The organism is Klebsiella sp. M041, assembly GCF_059759695.1.
Genome location: NZ_JCAXWU010000011.1, coordinates 130195 through 146119, shown reverse-complemented (window position 1 = coordinate 146119; position 15925 = coordinate 130195). Strand labels below are relative to the sequence as shown.

Sequence of the window (15925 nt, the reverse complement as noted above, 5' to 3'; positions counted from 1 at the left end):
CCCTCCCGTTTCCGGTGATTAACGCAGATAGTGTTCCGTCAGGCCGCACCACAGCGCCGCGCCGCTAAGCAACAGCGCGTCGTTGAAGTCATAGCCCGGGTTATGCACCATGCAGCGATCCGGCTCGTCGCCAGCGCCGATAGTGAAATAACTGCCGTGGGGGTGCTGCTCCAGCATGAAGGCGAAATCTTCACTGCCCATAAACGGCTTCACCTCGCCCACCTGCTCTGCGCCAAACAGCGCTGTGGCCACCTCCCGCACCATGGCGTTAGCCGCCGGATCGTTACGTAATACCGGGCTGCCGTTAACGTGGGTCAGCGTAGCCGTGGCGTTAAAGCTCTCCGCCTGAGCCACGGCAATATCATGGATCCGCTGCAGCACGGTCTCGCGTACCTGCTCATTGAGGGTGCGCACCGTGAGCTTCATCAACACATGATCGTTAATGATATTGGGCGCATGTCCGGCCTGGATGCTGCCGACGGTCACGACCGCTGGCTCAAACGGGGTGATATTGCGCGAGACGATGGACTGCAGCGCGAGGGTAATATGGCAGGCCACCAGCGTGGCATCCACCGTATGCTCCGGTACCGCGCCGTGGCCGCCAACGCCCTTCACTTCAATATGCAGCGTATCGGAGGAGGCCATCATCGCCCCGTCGCGCAGACCGATTTTACCCAGCGGCTGACCCGGCATATTGTGCAGGCCGAAGATGGCGTCGCAGGGAAACTGGTCAAACAGACCGTCCTCGACCATCACCCGCCCGCCGTACAGCAACTCTTCCGCGGGCTGGAAAATCAGCTGCAGCGTCCCGTTAAACTGGCGGGTGCGCGCCAGATATTCAGCCGCGTAGAGCAGCGTGGTGGTGTGCCCGTCATGGCCGCAGCCGTGAAAGCGCCCGTCAACCTGGCTTGCCCACGGCTTCCCGCTCCGCTCCTGCATCGGCAGGGCATCCATATCCGCCCGCAGGCCGAGGCGTTTTTCCCCGTGGCCGACGCGCAGCGTACCCACCACCCCGGTGCCCGCCAGGCCGCGATGAACCTCGTATCCCCATTCGCCAAGCAGTCGGGCGACCTCGCTGCTGGTCTGATGCTCTTCAAAGCCGATCTCCGGCTGCTGGTGGAACTGGCGACGTAAGGCAATAAATTGCGCCTCGTTGACCTGCAAGGCTTCAAGCAACGGATGTGTCATTTTTGTTATTCCTGTGTTGTGTTTGCACGACACTTTCGAGTTTATGCGGGTGAAACAGCTTTCAGGCGCGCTTTTTTGTTTTATATTGACGAGAAATGAATGAGTGTTTTTCATACATATCGGTTATGACAAAAAACAACCGGTTGCTTTTTGTCTACAGAGGAGAACCATGTGGAGCAGCATTCAGGCGACTTTAGCGTCACCGTGCGCGATGTGCGTCAGCTAAGCCAGCCGGAGAGCGATCTGCTGACGCTGCTGTGGGTACTGGAGGGGAGCGTAAATCTGGCGGAGGCGGAAGGCGCGCCGCAGCAGCTTGCCGTCGACAGGCTGGCGATCGTTAACCGCAACCGTCGCTGGAGCCTGCGCAGCGCCGGGGGCAACGCGGTGATGATCCTGACCCTCTCCGCCAGCTGGCTGGCCCGCCTCGACAACGCCTTTTTTGCCGTCGACTATCAGATATCGCCGCGCACCCGCGATGCCGATGACGGCCTGCGCCGCCTGATGCGCCAGCTGCTGGTGAGCGGCCTGGTCAATCATCCCGGCCATTACCGGCTGGAGGCCAACCGTTGGCTGAGTGAGATAGCGCTGCTGCTGGCCACGCGCTTCAGCCAGCCCATCGCCTTCACGCCCCGGCGCGATGCTGAAAAATGGAGCCGGAGGATAGCCAGCGTAGTGGCGCGGATCGACGCCAACTATCAGCGCCGTCTCTCTTTACAGGAGGTGGCGGCCGCCGAGTTTGTCTCCGAGGCCTGGCTGTCACGCCTGTTTCACAAGGAGGTTGGCGTCAGTTTTGTTCAGTACCTCACCGCGCTGCGCCTGCGCCACGCCGCCGATCAGCTGTTAACCACCCGCAAACCCGTTCAGCAAATTGCCCGCGAGCAGGGGTTCGCCAGCACGCGAATGATGAGCGATCTGTTTAAGCGCCACCATGGGGTGACGCCGCGCCAGTATCGCGAGCGGTCCCCCCGGGAGCCTGGCCGACCGCGCCCGCCGCAGGGCGATCGCTGGCAGCCGGTGGCCGTGGACCGGCTCTACGCCCGCCTTAATGAGCCGGAACAACGCGACCGGGAGAGTCAGCCGCTGTTGATCAATCCGCCGCAAACCCGGGAGATTAATCTGCACCAGCGACCGGCGCGCGCCGCGGTGCTGCGCCATACCCGGATGGTGGTGACCGTGCGCGAGCTGGACGATCTGCTGCGGGAGGACGTGCGCCGCGAACTGGAGCAGTTGCACCGCGCCCTGCCGGTGTATGCCATTGATATCAACGATGCCTTTCTCAGCAGCCGCCTGTTCGGCACCGGCTGGGACGATCCGCAGATGGCTGGCTACGCCTGCTGGTACAACCTGCAGCAGATCTTCAGCTGGCTGGCGGCGATGGGCTGGCAGGTGATCCTGCATACCGGGGTCACCACCCGCAGCGATCTGCTGCAGCGCTTCCTGCAACTCGCCGCCAACCATTTTCCACCGACGACGCTCAGCAGCTGGCGCTTTGTCTGGCACTGGTCGCCGCAGGCCAGCGAAGCGGCCCGCCAGGCCGCCTGGCGGCAGCAGCGCGAGGTTCTTCACCGTCTGCTGCCGCAGCCGCAGCTGGGGATCTGGCACCGCTTTGCCGCCAGCGCGCCCGGGGACGATCCGCTGTTCCACTCGCCGCTGCTGGCGGAAGCCGATTTTCTCGCCTGCCAGGCGGATGCCAACGAACGGCTGGATCTGGCTCAGGCGGACAGCAGCAGTCTGGCCTCCAGCGAGCACTATCCGGCACATAAGCTGCGACAGATCCACAGCGCCCTGCGTCAACGGCAGCTTAACCTGCCGCTATGGCTGCTCTCGTGGAATACGCTGACCGGCGATACGCGGGACACCAACGGGCGCTTTTTTCGCGGCGCGCTGTTGATGGATAATCTGCTGGGGGTCGCGGACCAGGTCTGGCTGGCGGGCTTCTGGTTAAACTCCGGCCTCCAGGGCGAAGCCCGCGCCAACGGCAAGCTGGATACCTCCAGCCTGGCGCTACACTATCTGCACGGGCTGCCGCGCCCGGTTTACTGGGTGCTGTGGCTCTGGCGACGGCTGCGCGGCGAGATCCTGTTTCACGACAAAAACCTGCTGCTGCTCCATCACCAGGGGCACTACCAGCTGCTGCTGCGCAATACGGTGGTCTATAACCCCTGGCTCTCCAGCGAAGCGGCTTTTATTCAACGCTTCAGCCAGCCGTACAATGTGCGGCTGCAGGGGCTCAAGGGCCGCTGGCGCATCAAACAGCACCTCTTCGATCAGCACCACGGCGCGCTGTTCCCGCTGGTGGACGCCTTTCGCAGCCGCAGCGGCCCCGACGCCGAAGATTATCAGTGGCTGATGCATCAGGCCCGTCCGGCGCTCAGCGTGGAGGAAGCCCGACTCGACGGCCACTGGCTGCGGGTCGACTCGCTGGAGAGCAACGCCCTGGCCCTGTACGAATTTACCCCTCAGTACTCCCCCGATGAGGATCCCGACGCCTGAAGCAGGCCGTGAATTTTGCGCTGGCTCTCCGTCGTCGCCGGGTTGAAAACCAGCAGCGACAGATCGGGGCGGCCCTCCACGGCAAAAGAGGTGAACTCCAGATCGAGCGGGCCCATCTGCGGGTGGTGAATGCGCTTATAGCCCTCGCCGTGGCCGGCGACGTCGTGGCTTTGCCAGAAACGGGCGAACTCGACACTCTGCTGGCTGAGCTCCGCGATCAGCTGGTCAGTTTCCGTCGTGGCGCCCATCCGCGTGACGTCGGCGCGAAAGGCATTAACGATAAGCTGCCCCACCGTCTGCCAGTCCTCCAGGGTGCAGCGGGCCTCAGGCCGGGTAAACAGGCGGCGCAGCACGTTGCGCTCCGCCAGCGGCAGCTGGCCGTAGTCGGTCAGCACCCTGGCCGCCGCCGCGTTCCAGGCGATCACGTCCCAGCTGGCGGTACGGATAATCGCCGGAATGGCGAAGGCATCGAGCACCCGCTGCAGCCGCGGCGTCATATCATCTGTGATCGTCAAACGGGTCTGCGGCGGATGGCCGAAGGCGAGTATAAACAGATGTTCGCGCTCCGGGGTGGTCAGCCGAAGACCGCGGGCGATCCGCTCCAGCACCTCGCGGGAAGGCGCCCCGCCGCGCCCCTGTTCAAGCCAGGTATACCAGGTCGGGCTGATGCTGGCGAGCTGGGCGACCTCTTCACGGCGCAGGCCCGGCGTGCGCCGGCGTCCCGCCGGGAAGCCAAACGTTACCGGGTCGAGACGCTGGCGCCTGGCGCGGAGAAAATCACCTAAAGCATGATTGTCAGAAGTGTTCATCATCTGCCTGTAAGTCTGCCTGTTAGAATTTATACCCCGATAATGTCTCTACTTTTATAGTATGACATCGCGGGTAGGATACGCCTGATAACCCGTCCAGGAGGTTCATAATGCGTATATTTCTTACCGGCGCGAGCGGATTTATCGGCTCGCGTATTCTTCCGGCGCTGCAGGCGTCGGGCCATCAGGTTATCGGCCTCGCGCGAAGCGACGCCACGGCGCAGGCCCTGGAAGCGGCAGGGGTCGAGGTGCGCCGCGGCACGCTGGACGCCCCCGATTCGCTGCTGGCGGGCGTCGAGAGCGCCGACGCGGTGATCCATACCGCTTTCGACCACGACTTCAGCCGCTTTGCCGCCAACTGCGAGAAAGACCGCCAGGCGATCCTCACCATGGGCCAGGCGCTGCGGGGCAGCGCGCGGCCGCTGGTCATCACCTCCGGCACGCTGATGGGCGACGACGGGAGCGGCGCCCCGGCCCGCGAGTCGTGCTTTAACGCCGCGCACCCCAGCCCGCGGACCGCCTCAGAACTTGCCGGCCAGCAGCTGCTGGAGGCGGGAGTGGACGTCCGGGTCGTTCGCCTGCCGCAGGTGCATGACACCGTGCGCCAGGGGCTGCTCACCAGCTATATCGAACGCGCGGTCGCCAGCGGCGCGGTGGCCTTGCGCGGCGAGGGGAACCACCGCTGGTCCGCCGCCCATGTCGATGACGTCGCGCGCCTGTACGTCAGCGCACTGCTGCAGGGCGCTGCGGGCGAGCGCTACCATGCGGTGGCTGAAGAGGGGATCGCATTACGGGAGATTGCCGCAGTCATCGCCCGGGGCTTAAATCTGCCGCTGACCCAGCTGGATGAGGAGCAGGCTGACGCCTGGTTCGGCTGGTTTGCCCCCTTTACCGCCCTTGACCTGCGCGCCAGCTCGGCATGGACTCGCGAGCGATTGCAGTGGCAGCCGGTCGGCCCCGGGCTGCTGGAGGACTTGCGGGATATGGATTATCAAAAAGTGACGTTGTCACGATAAACAAAAACGTCCCCCCCTGTATGACATCCGACGGGTAGGGTTACCCGCCCGTCGGACCCTCTGCTTTCTCCCCGCTATACTGAATTTATCCCCGGCGTTAGCGTCGCGTCCACCGTCCGGTCAACCTCGGCCAAACAGAGCTGACTGGCGATATCGGCGATAAAAAGTTACCATGTTTCATTATACAGACTCGGTTCCGCGACTATTTTAATCAATTGACTGAATACTATACGCACCCGGTAACCGCATTATCCCTCAGGCTTGTTGAAGGCGGTGGTGAATGTCTATGAATCTTAATAAGATAGAGTTCAACTCTATAATCAAACAGAAAATATGCGCCTGAAATTGTCATCTCTCCTGGCAGCGGTTTCCCTGCTGTGTGGGCAGGCTTTTGCCGCCCCTGCGCTCCCCGACCGCGCCGATATTCGCGACAGCGGTTTCGTCTATTGCGTCAGCGGCCAGGTTAATACCTTTAATCCGCAGAAAGTGAGCAGCGGCCTGATCGTCGATACGCTGGCCGCGCAGATCTACGATCGCCTGCTTGACGTCGACCCTTATACCTATCGGCTGGTCCCCGAGCTGGCGGAGAGCTGGGAAGTCCTCGATAACGGCGCCACCTACCGCTTTCACCTGCGCCGCCACGTCCCGTTTCAACGCACGGCATGGTTCTCCCCGACGCGGGATTTCAACGCCGATGACGTGATTTTCACCTTTGGCCGCATTTTTAACCGCGATCACCCCTGGCACAACGTCAACGGCAGCAGCTTCCCCTACTTCGACAGCCTGCAGTTTGCTGACAGCGTGGAGAGCGTCCGCAAGCTCGATAATCAGACCGTGGAGTTTCGCCTCAAGCGGCCGGATGCATCATTCCTCTGGCATCTGGCCACCCACTATGCGTCGATTACCTCCGCCGAATATGCCGCCCGCTTAACGCAGGACGATCGTCAGGAACAGCTCGATCGCCAGCCGGTGGGTACCGGCCCGTTCCAGCTGTCGGAGTACCGCTCCGGGCAGTATGTTCGCCTGCAGCGCCACCCCGGCTACTGGCGCGGAAAACCGTTGATGCCGCAGGTGGTGGTCGACCTCGGCTCCGGTGGAACCGGCCGCCTGTCGAAACTGCTGACCGGCGAATGCGACGTGCTGGCCTGGCCGGCCGCCAGCCAGTTGACGATCCTGCGTGACGACCCGCGCCTGCGCCTGACGCTGCGTCCGGGGATGAACATTGCCTGGCTGGCCTTCAACACCGCCAAACCGCCGCTGGACAACCCGGAGGTGCGCCACGCGCTGGCGCTGGCCATTAACAACCAGCGCCTGATGCAGTCTATCTACTATGGCACCGCGGAGACGGCGGCGTCGATGCTGCCGCGCGCCTCGTGGGCCTACGATAACGACGCTAAGATTACCGAATATAATCCCCAGGAAGCCCGCACCCGCCTGAAGGCCCTGGGGCTGGAAAATCTGACCCTCAAACTGTGGGTTCCCACCAGCTCGCAGGCGTGGAACCCCAGCCCGTTGAAAACAGCAGAGCTGATCCAGGCGGATATGGCGCAGATTGGCGTCAAGGTGATCATCATGCCGGTGGAGGGGCGCTTCCAGGAGGCACGGCTGATGGACATGAACCATGACCTGACGCTCTCCGGCTGGGCGACGGACAGTAACGATCCGGACAGCTTCTTCCGGCCGCTGCTGAGCTGCGCGGCGATCGCCTCGCAAACCAACTTTGCCCACTGGTGTAACCGGGAATTTGATGACGTGCTGCAAAAAGCGCTGCTCTCGCAGCAGCTCTCCTCGCGGATGGACGCTTACAAAGAGGCCCAGCGCATCCTCGCTCGTGAACTGCCGGTCCTGCCGCTGGCCTCATCGCTGCGGTTGCAGGCCTATCGCTATGATATGAAAGGCCTGGTGCTTAGCCCCTTCGGTAACGCTTCGTTCGCTGGCGTATCGCGGGAGAAAACCGAAGAGGTGAAAAAACCATGATTATTTTTACCCTGCGCCGTCTGCTGCTGCTGTTGGTCACCCTCTTTTTTCTGACCTTTGTCGGCTTCAGCCTGAGCTACTTCACTCCCCATGCCCCGCTGCAGGGCGCGACCCTGTGGAATGCATGGCTGTTCTGGTTTGAAGGGGTGCTGCACTGGGATTTTGGCGTCTCCAGCATTAACGGCCAGCTGATTTCCGAGCAGCTGCGCGAGGTGTTCCCGGCGACCATGGAGCTGTGCATCCTCGCCTTCGGCTTTGCCCTGCTGATTGGCATTCCGGTGGGGATGATCGCCGGCGTGATGCGCAACAAATGGCCCGATACCCTGATCAGCGCCGTCGCGCTGGTCGGTTTCTCGATCCCGGTCTTCTGGCTGGCGCTGCTCCTGACCCTCTTCTTCTCCCTGACCCTCGGCTGGCTTCCGGTCTCCGGCCGCTTCGACCTGCTGTATGAGGTGAAAAACGTCACCGGTTTCGCGCTGATTGACGCCTGGCTTTCGGACTCGCCGTGGCGCCATGAGATGATCGTCAGCGCCGCCCGGCATATGGTGCTGCCGGTGCTGACCCTGGCGGTAGCCCCCACTACCGAAGTGATCCGCCTGATGCGCATTAGCACCAGCGAAGTCTATGACACCAACTACGTCAAGGCGGCCGCCACCCGCGGCGTCTCGCGACGCAAAATTTTACTGCGCCACGTGCTGCACAACGCCCTGCCGCCGGTGATCCCGCGCCTCGGCCTGCAGTTTTCCACCATGCTCACCCTGGCGATGATCACGGAGATGGTGTTCAGCTGGCCAGGGCTGGGCCGGTGGCTTATCAACGCCATTCGTCAGCAGGACTACGCGGCGATCTCCGCCGGAGTGATGGTGATTGGCGCGCTGGTGATTATTGTCAACGTGATTTCCGATATTCTCGGTGCCATGGCTAACCCACTGAAACATAAGGAATGGTATGCCCTACGATAGCGTTTATCTGGAAAAGCGTCCGCCCGGCGCGCTGCGCACCGTATGGCGTAAATTCTATGGCGACACCACGGCGATGATCGGCCTGTACGGCTGCGCGGGGCTGCTGCTGCTTTGCGTCTTCGGCGGCTGGTTCGCCCCCTACGGCATCGACCAGCAGTTCCTCGGCTACCAGCTGCTGCCGCCATCGTGGTCGCGCTATGGGGAAGTCTCTTTCTTCCTCGGAACCGATGACCTGGGGCGCGATGTGCTCAGCCGACTGCTGAGCGGCGCGGCGCCGACCGTCGGCGGCGCTTTTGTCGTCACCCTCGGCGCCACGCTGTTTGGCCTGGTGCTGGGCGTCATTGCCGGATCGACCCACGGCCTGCGCTCGGCGGTGATGAACCATATCCTTGATACCCTGCTCTCCATCCCCTCGCTGCTGCTGGCGATCATCGTCGTCGCCTTTGCCGGGCCGCACCTCAGCCATGCGATGTTTGCCGTCTGGCTGGCGCTGCTGCCGCGCATGGTGCGCTCCGTCTACAGCATGGTCCACGATGAGCTGGAGAAAGAGTACATTATCGCCGCCCGCCTCGACGGCGCGTCGACGCTGAATATTCTGCTGTTCGCCATCCTGCCCAATATCGCCTCCGGCCTGGTGACCGAGATCACCCGCGCCCTGTCGATGGCTATTCTGGATATTGCCGCGCTGGGCTTTCTTGACCTCGGCGCTCAGCTGCCTTCGCCGGAATGGGGAGCGATGCTGGGCGATGCGCTGGAGCTTATCTATGTTGCGCCGTGGACCGTGATGCTGCCCGGGGCCGCGATTATGCTCAGCGTACTGCTGGTCAACCTGCTGGGCGACGGTATTCGCCGGGCGATCATTGCCGGGGTAGAATAATGCCGTTACTCGATATTCGTCACTTAACCATCGAATTCAAAACCAACGAAGGCTGGGTAAAAGCCGTCGACCGCGTCAGCCTGACCCTGACCGAAGGCGAAATCCGTGGCCTGGTGGGGGAATCCGGCTCCGGGAAGAGCCTGATCGCCAAAGCTATCTGCGGCGTGACAAAAGACAACTGGCGGGTCACGGCCGACCGCATGCGTTTCGACGACATCGATCTGCTGCGGCTGTCGAACCGCGAGCGCCGGAAACTGATCGGCCACAACGTGTCGATGATATTCCAGGAGCCCCAGTCGTGCCTCGACCCCTCTGAGCGCATCGGCCAGCAGCTGATCCAGAGTATCCCTGGCTGGACCTACAAGGGCCGCTGGTGGCAGCGGCTGGGCTGGCGTAAACGTCGGGCCATCGAGCTGTTGCACCGCGTCGGGATTAAAGATCACAAAGACGCCATGCGCAGCTTCCCCTATCAGCTGACCGAAGGCGAGTGCCAGAAGGTGATGATTGCCATCGCCCTGGCCAACCAGCCGCGCCTGCTGATCGCCGATGAACCGACTAACGCTATGGAGCCCACGACGCAGGCGCAGATTATCCGCCTGCTGACGCGGCTCAACCAGAACAACAACACCACCATTTTGCTGATCAGCCACGATCTGCAGATGCTCAGCAAATGGGCGGATAAAATCAACGTCATGTACTGCGGGCAGACGGTGGAGAGCGGGCCCAGCGAAGAGCTGATCACCCTGCCGCATCACCCCTACACCCAGGCGTTAATCCGCGCGATCCCGGATTTTGGCAGCGCCATGCCGCATAAAAGCCGTCTCAACACCCTGCCGGGGGCAATACCCCTGCTGGAGCAGCTGCCCATCGGCTGTCGGCTGGGGCCGCGCTGCCCGTACGCCCAGCGCGAGTGTATTGAAACCCCGCGTCTTACCGGGGCGCGCAATCACCTGTACGCCTGTCATTTCCCGCTGAACATGGAGAAAGAGTGAAATGGTCGAAACATTGCTGGAAGTGCGCCAACTCAGTAAGACCTTTCGCTATCGCACCGGCTGGTTTCACCGCCAGACGGTGGAGGCGGTTAAGCCGCTGAGTTTTACCCTGCGCGAACGGCAGACGCTGGCGATTATCGGCGAGAATGGCTCCGGGAAATCCACCCTCGCGAAGATGCTGGCCGGCATGGTGGAGCCCACCAGCGGCGAGGTGCTGATCGATGACCATCCGCTGACCTTCGGGGATTACTCCTACCGCAGCCAGAAGATTCGCATGATCTTTCAGGATCCGTCGACGTCGCTAAACCCGCGCCAGCGCATCTCGCAGATCCTCGATTTTCCGCTGCGGCTGAATACCGACCTCGACGCCGAAGCGCGGCAGAAACAGATCATCGATACCCTGCGCATGGTCGGCCTGCTGCCGGACCACGTCAGCTACTATCCCCATATGCTTGCCCCGGGTCAGAAGCAGCGTCTTGGCCTCGCCCGGGCGCTGATCCTGCGTCCGAAGGTCATCGTCTGCGATGAGGCGCTGGCCTCGCTGGATATGTCGATGCGTTCCCAGCTCATCAACCTGATGCTGGAGCTGCAGGAGAAACAGGGTATCTCTTACATCTATGTCACCCAGCACCTGGGAATGATGAAGCACATCAGCGATCAGGTGCTGGTGATGCATAACGGGGAAGTGGTTGAGCGCGGCAGCACCGCCGATGTGCTGGCCTCACCGCTGCACGACCTGACACGACGCCTGATCGCTGGCCACTTCGGTGAGGCTCTCACCGCCGACGCCTGGCGCAAAGACGGCAAATAGCGCCGTCTCATTCACCTCGCCCGCTGACCTCACGCCGGCGCGTGGCCAGCGGTTCGCTTAAGGATGGCCACCGCGCTGGCGATGTCCGGCGCCAGCCAGCGATCGTCCTCCCAGCCAGGCACGCTTTCGCGCAGCAGGTCTCGCGCCCGGCGCGTGCCCGCCGCCAGCTTCTGCGGCTCGTAAAAATCGAGCCCCTGGGCGGCGAGTAAATATTCGATGCCCAGGATCTGATAGAGGTTGCCCAGCAGGCGCTGCAGTTTCAGCGCTGCGCCGGTGCCCAAGCTTAAATGATCCTCCTGCAGACCCGAGGTAACAAAATTATCCAGCACCGCCGGCTGCGCCAGCTGCTTGTTTTCCGCGCACAACGACGCGGCGACGTACTGGGCAATCATCATGCCTGAATTCACGCCCGGTCGGGCGACCAGGAACGCCGGCAACCCGCTCACCAGAGGATTCACCAGCCGGTCAAGGCGTCGTTCAGCGATGGCGCCCAGCTCAGCCATGGCAATGGCCAGCAAATCGCAGGCCATCGCCACCGATTCGCCGTGCGGATGCGCCTGGGAGACCACCCGCCACTGCTCAACGGTTCCAATGATCAGCGGATTATCAGTACAGGCGTTGAGTTCGATATTTATCTGCGTCTGCGCGTGGCTAAACTGATCGCGGCAGGCGCCATGCACCTGAGGCATCGAGCGAAGGCTTAGCGCATCCTGGGTGCGAAGTCCTTCACTTTCGGCCAGCAGACGGCTGTCCGCCAGTAGCTCACGCAGCCGCTGGCCGCTGGTCTGGATCCCGGGGCTGGCTTTCAGCGCCAGGATCTCGGCATCGAATGCCACAAGCTGGCCGCGCAGCGCTTCAAAGCTCATCGCGCCGGTTACATCGGCCCAGTTCATTAAGCGCTCGGCGTCGTCTAACGCCAGACAGGCCAGACCGGTCATGCACGGCGTACCGTTGACCAGACTCAGCCCCTCTTTCGCTCCCGGCGCGATGGGCTGCAGATCTAGCTGCGACAGGACCTTTGCCGCTGACCACGTTCGCCCCTGCCAGAGCACATCGCCAACCCCCATCAGGGCCAGGCCAATGTGCGCCATATGCGTTAAATAGCCAACTGACCCCTGGGAGGGCACCTGAGGGGTGACGCCATGCTGCAAAAACGCCAACAGCTGCTGCACTATCCCGGCGGAGATCCCGGATTTACCGTGGCTGAAATTGGCCACCGCGGCGCACATAATTGCCCGGGTTGGGGCGACCTCCAGCAACGGTCCCACCCCGCAGGCGTGGCTGAGCAACGTATTGCGCGACAGCTGGTGTAGCTGCGCTTCCGGCAGCGTAATATTGCACAGCGCCCCCAGCCCGGTGTTGATCCCATAGGCTACCTGGCCGGCTTTAACGATATGCTGGACAATCGCCCGCCCTTGCGCGATACGCGACCAGGCGCTGTCGCTGAGGCTCAAGGTCGCCTCGCCCCGGGCAACGCAAGCCACCTCCTGCCAGCGTATCGGCGCATCGCCCCACTGGATCATTTTCATACGACCTGTCCTGGCTGTTGGTGGCTGGAGATAAATTGCTTGAAGCGCGCGGATCCCTGGCTGCCAAACAGCGCCTCTGGCGCACCGTCGCAGTCAATCGTCCCCTGGTGCATAAAGACCACCCGGTTGGAAACATGGCGGGCGAATCCCAGCTCATGGGTGACCACCAGCATCGTCCGTCCCTCCTCCGCCAGGCTGCGCATCACCTTTAGCACCTCGCCGACCAGTTCGGGATCCAGCGCGGAGGTAGGTTCATCAAAGAGCATGACGTCCGGCTCCATGGCCAGCGCGCGGGCTATCGCCACGCGCTGCTGCTGGCCGCCGGAGAGCTGCGCAGGATAGAAATCCTTTCGGTTCAACATCCCCACTCGCTCCAGCAACTGCTCAGCCTGTTCAATGCAGGTCCGTTTGTCCCGTTTGAGCACATAATGCGGCCCCTCAATGACATTCTGCAGAACCGTCATATGCGACCAGAGGTTAAAACTTTGGAAGACCATCCCCAACCGCGAGCGCAGGCGCTCTATCTGCCGGGGGTTCGCCGCCAGCCGATGCCCGCGGGCATGATGCTTCATTTCAATCGTCTCGCCGCCGACGCTGACCACTCCGGCATCGGGCGTTTCCAGCAGGTTAATGCAGCGCAGCAGCGTACTTTTACCGGAGCCGCTGGCGCCGAGGATCGAAATGACATCGCCCTGCTGCGCCTGAATGGTGATCCCCTTCAGGACATCCAGGGAGCCAAAGGACTTATGAATATCGCTGACCGATAAGGTCACCGGACGTGAATCGAGCATCTTACTCTCCTTTGGTTATCGGCTTGAGCGACACGGTCGCCGGATTTTGCCGGGTATGCGGGGTTAAACGCCGTTCAAGCAGGGCGTACAGCTGCACAATGATGAAATTGAGCAGCAGGTAGATGGCCGCCGCGCAGAGGAATACCTCCATCGTCCGGTAGGTACGCTGAATAATCTGTTGGGCCACCCCCGTGACGTCCCAGACGGTCACCAGGCTTGCCAGCGCCGTCGACTTGACCAATAAAATGGCCTCCGTGGAGTAGGCTGGCAGCGCATAGCGCAGCATCACCGGGGCAATGATCCGCCGCAGCAGCAGCCAGCGCGACATACCGCAAGCCTGGCCGGCTTCAATCTGGCCCGGCGGTATCGCCAGCAACCCGCCGCGCAGAATTTCCGCGGTATAGGCCGCCGTACAGAGCGCCAGCGCCAGAACGGCGCAGATAAAGGGTTCGCGCAGCAGCGGCCACAGGAAACTGTGGCGGATCACCCCAAACTGACCCAGCCCGTAATAAATGAGAAACAACTGGATCAGCAATGGCGAACCGCGAAAGATCAGGATATAGCCTTTGGCGAAACCGCTAGCCAGCGGCCAGCGGCTCATTCGCAGCGCCAGAACGCCAAGAGCCAACACGCCGCCGAGCAAAAAAGAGCAGATAAAGAGTCCCAGCGTCACCGGCAGCGCCGCGCCGAGCTTCAACAACGTCTCACCGAGAAAGGCAAAATCGATAATCATATGGGCTCCTTACGCCTGCGCGGCGCTGCGACGCAGCCAGGCGCGGTTCAGACGGCTCTCCGCCCGGGTAAACGCGCGGTTAGAGAGCAGCGTCAGGATCAAATAGCAGCCGCCGCCGATGAGATAGAACAGGAAATAATCGCGGGTAGAGCCAGCGGCAATCTGGCTGGCGCGCATCAGTTCAACCATCCCGGTCACCGATACCAGCGCCGAGTCTTTGAGGCTCATTTGCCAGACGTTGGACAAACCCGGCAGCGAATAACGGACAATCTGCGGCAACAGGATGCGCTGCAGGATCCGCCAGCGCGGCATGCCAATGGCGGAAGCCGCCTCCACTTCCCCGGGCATCAGCGCCAGACGAGCAGCACGGTAGACTTCCGCCTGATACGAGGAGGAGATCAAGCCAATCGCCAGAGCGCCAATCAGAAATGGCGGAACCTCAATAAAGCCGTCTGCGCCAAACAGACGCCCCAGCCATGAAATCATCCCTGAGCCGCCAAAATAAAACAGATAGATCACCAGTAATTCAGGGATACCGCGGAATACCACCGACCAGGCGGCGCCGAACCAGCGCGCTGGCGCGTGGCGGGACAGCTTCGCGGCGGCGATAACGCCGCCCACCCCCGCACCGACGGCCAGCGCCGCGAGCGACAGCAGCAACGTAGTCAGCGTTGCGCTGAGGATCAGCGTCCCCCACCCGTTTTCACCCAAACTCAGAAGATTTAACATGGTTGCCTCGCTCAGGGAGTCACGTCGCTTTTAAACCATTTCTCACTCAGTTTTTTTACCGTCCCATCGGCCAGCGCCGCCTGAATGGCGCTATCCAGTTTCGCTTTGAGTTCGGTATCGGCGAGGCGCACGCCCATCGCCTCACCGCCTCCCCAGATTGGGCCGCTCATCAGCGGACCGCTCAATGCCAGATTGCTATTCTCCGGGCGCGACAGGGTGGTGTTGGCAAAGGTAATATCATCAAACACCGCGTCGATGCGCTCAGCCTGCAGGTCGAGGATCGCATCCGCTGAGTTGTTATATTCCCGGACATCAGCGATATCCTTGAAATACTTATCAATAAACGGCGTGTACACGGTGCCGGACGCGATGCCGATGGTTTTCCCTTTCAACGCCGCGCGCAGCGGCGCAATCGCCGCCTGAATCTCTTTCTCATTATCATGAAGCTTGACCGCTGGCGAAGGCGGTAGCAGCGACCCTTTTACCCCAATGAAAGAGGCCGGCGTGGCTGCGTATGCCTGGGTAAACGCCACGACCTTCGAGCGCTCTGGGGTGACGACGATAGCATCCATGATCACGTCATATTTTCCGGCGTTAAGTCCGGCAATCATGCCATCCCAGTTCTGCACCACCAGTTTGCATTCGATCTGCATCCGCTGGCATAAATTCGCCATAAGCTCGGGCTCGAAACCGCTGAGTTTCCCGCCGGGAAGCGTCAGATTCCAAGGTTCATAGCCGCCTTCCGTAGCGATGGTGATCGATTTCCACTCTTTAGCGTATGTTGAGCCACCAGACAGCAGTAGCCCCGAAAACAGGGTGACCAGGCAGGCCTGGCGGAAAGTAATACGCTGTTGCATTTTCATTCTCCCGATCGCGTTTTGTCATGATGGCTCTGGTCAAGGCGATAAGATAATTCGCAGATGACTGCTCATGTATATACAAGCATTGACAAACCCGCACACGCGCTCAATGATGGATTTGTGAGCCCTGTTGTAAATAATTTGTAAGAACATTGAGA

Annotated in this window: 14 protein-coding genes; 7 read left to right on the top strand and 7 right to left on the bottom strand. The window is 61.6% G+C overall.

Translation table 11 applies throughout. The annotated features are described in order from the left end of the window. Window positions 1–18: 18 nt before the first annotated feature. Window positions 19–1188, bottom strand: coding sequence for a M20 aminoacylase family protein (locus tag AC6CWS_RS16280; protein ID WP_065883016.1), 1170 nt, complete (start codon window positions 1186–1188; stop codon window positions 19–21). Between the two features lie 171 nt (window positions 1189–1359). Between AC6CWS_RS16280 and AC6CWS_RS16275 the strand changes: the two genes are divergently transcribed. Further along, window positions 1360–3681, top strand: a complete 2322-nt coding sequence (locus AC6CWS_RS16275; protein WP_065883015.1) for a helix-turn-helix domain-containing protein — start codon at window positions 1360–1362, stop codon at window positions 3679–3681. On the opposite strand, the gene AC6CWS_RS16270 is transcribed toward AC6CWS_RS16275, so the two are convergent. After that, window positions 3648–4490 (bottom strand): helix-turn-helix transcriptional regulator, encoded by an 843-nt coding sequence (locus tag AC6CWS_RS16270; protein ID WP_060591009.1) that lies wholly within the window; start codon window positions 4488–4490, stop codon window positions 3648–3650. The genes AC6CWS_RS16275 and AC6CWS_RS16270 overlap by 34 nt on opposite strands. Window positions 4491–4597: 107 nt before the next feature. Between AC6CWS_RS16270 and AC6CWS_RS16265 the strand changes: the two genes are divergently transcribed. The 6 genes from AC6CWS_RS16265 to sapF all read left to right on the top strand — a co-directional run bounded on the left by AC6CWS_RS16265 (window position 4598) and on the right by sapF (window position 11125). Further along, window positions 4598–5506: an SDR family oxidoreductase gene (locus AC6CWS_RS16265; protein WP_074442654.1), complete on the top strand. Its 909-nt coding sequence runs from the start codon at window positions 4598–4600 to the stop codon at window positions 5504–5506. Window positions 5507–5839: 333 nt separating this feature from the next. Next, entirely contained in the window at window positions 5840–7483 is a 1644-nt protein-coding gene (gene sapA, locus AC6CWS_RS16260; protein ID WP_023289350.1) for an ABC transporter substrate-binding protein SapA, read from the top strand. Beyond that, window positions 7480–8445, top strand: coding sequence for a putrescine export ABC transporter permease SapB (gene sapB, locus AC6CWS_RS16255; RefSeq protein WP_017900865.1), 966 nt, complete (start codon window positions 7480–7482; stop codon window positions 8443–8445). Before sapA ends, sapB begins: the two co-directional genes overlap by 4 nt. After that, window positions 8432–9322, top strand: coding sequence for a putrescine export ABC transporter permease SapC (gene sapC, locus AC6CWS_RS16250; RefSeq protein WP_004151901.1), 891 nt, complete (start codon window positions 8432–8434; stop codon window positions 9320–9322). Before sapB ends, sapC begins: the two co-directional genes overlap by 14 nt. Then, entirely contained in the window at window positions 9322–10314 is a 993-nt protein-coding gene (gene sapD, locus AC6CWS_RS16245; protein WP_023289349.1) for a putrescine export ABC transporter ATP-binding protein SapD, read from the top strand. The genes sapC and sapD overlap by 1 nt, the downstream gene beginning before the upstream one ends. Window position 10315: 1 nt before the next feature. Next, entirely contained in the window at window positions 10316–11125 is an 810-nt protein-coding gene (gene sapF, locus AC6CWS_RS16240; protein WP_004203898.1) for a putrescine export ABC transporter ATP-binding protein SapF, read from the top strand. A 29-nt stretch (window positions 11126–11154) separates the two neighbouring features. On the opposite strand, the gene AC6CWS_RS16235 is transcribed toward sapF, so the two are convergent. Genes AC6CWS_RS16235 through AC6CWS_RS16215 form a run of 5 tightly spaced genes read right to left on the bottom strand, consistent with a single transcriptional unit; the run spans window position 11155 to window position 15764 of the window. Then, window positions 11155–12654, bottom strand: coding sequence for an HAL/PAL/TAL family ammonia-lyase (locus AC6CWS_RS16235; protein ID WP_065883012.1), 1500 nt, complete (start codon window positions 12652–12654; stop codon window positions 11155–11157). After that, entirely contained in the window at window positions 12651–13445 is a 795-nt protein-coding gene (locus tag AC6CWS_RS16230; protein WP_017900863.1) for an ABC transporter ATP-binding protein, read from the bottom strand. Before AC6CWS_RS16230 ends, AC6CWS_RS16235 begins: the two co-directional genes overlap by 4 nt. A 1-nt stretch (window position 13446) precedes the next feature. After that, a complete protein-coding gene (locus tag AC6CWS_RS16225) occupies window positions 13447–14178 on the bottom strand; it encodes an ABC transporter permease (protein ID WP_023289347.1) in 732 nt (243 codons plus the stop codon). 9 nt (window positions 14179–14187) lie between these two features. Beyond that, a complete protein-coding gene (locus AC6CWS_RS16220) occupies window positions 14188–14907 on the bottom strand; it encodes an ABC transporter permease (protein WP_023289346.1) in 720 nt (239 codons plus the stop codon). Window positions 14908–14918: 11 nt separating this feature from the next. Further along, window positions 14919–15764, bottom strand: a complete 846-nt coding sequence (locus tag AC6CWS_RS16215) for a transporter substrate-binding domain-containing protein (protein ID WP_498256418.1) — start codon at window positions 15762–15764, stop codon at window positions 14919–14921. Between the last annotated feature and the right edge of the window lie 161 nt (window positions 15765–15925).

Bases quoted from the DNA above. Each gene is read 5' to 3' on its own strand.
- sapC (WP_004151901.1), top strand. From the start codon at position 8,432: ATGCCCTACGATAGCGTTTATCTGGAAAAGCGTCCGCCCGGCGCGCTG.
- sapF (WP_004203898.1), top strand. From the start codon at position 10,316: ATGGTCGAAACATTGCTGGAAGTGCGCCAACTCAGTAAGACCTTTCGC.
- AC6CWS_RS16235 (WP_065883012.1), bottom strand. From the start codon at position 12,654: ATGAAAATGATCCAGTGGGGCGATGCGCCGATACGCTGGCAGGAGGTG.
- AC6CWS_RS16225 (WP_023289347.1), bottom strand. From the start codon at position 14,178: ATGATTATCGATTTTGCCTTTCTCGGTGAGACGTTGTTGAAGCTCGGC.
- sapD (WP_023289349.1), top strand. From the start codon at position 9,322: ATGCCGTTACTCGATATTCGTCACTTAACCATCGAATTCAAAACCAAC.
- AC6CWS_RS16280 (WP_065883016.1), bottom strand. From the start codon at position 1,188: ATGACACATCCGTTGCTTGAAGCCTTGCAGGTCAACGAGGCGCAATTT.
- AC6CWS_RS16220 (WP_023289346.1), bottom strand. From the start codon at position 14,907: ATGTTAAATCTTCTGAGTTTGGGTGAAAACGGGTGGGGGACGCTGATC.
- AC6CWS_RS16230 (WP_017900863.1), bottom strand. From the start codon at position 13,445: ATGCTCGATTCACGTCCGGTGACCTTATCGGTCAGCGATATTCATAAG.
- sapA (WP_023289350.1), top strand. From the start codon at position 5,840: ATGCGCCTGAAATTGTCATCTCTCCTGGCAGCGGTTTCCCTGCTGTGT.
- AC6CWS_RS16270 (WP_060591009.1), bottom strand. From the start codon at position 4,490: ATGAACACTTCTGACAATCATGCTTTAGGTGATTTTCTCCGCGCCAGG.
- sapB (WP_017900865.1), top strand. From the start codon at position 7,480: ATGATTATTTTTACCCTGCGCCGTCTGCTGCTGCTGTTGGTCACCCTC.
- AC6CWS_RS16215 (WP_498256418.1), bottom strand. From the start codon at position 15,764: ATGCAACAGCGTATTACTTTCCGCCAGGCCTGCCTGGTCACCCTGTTT.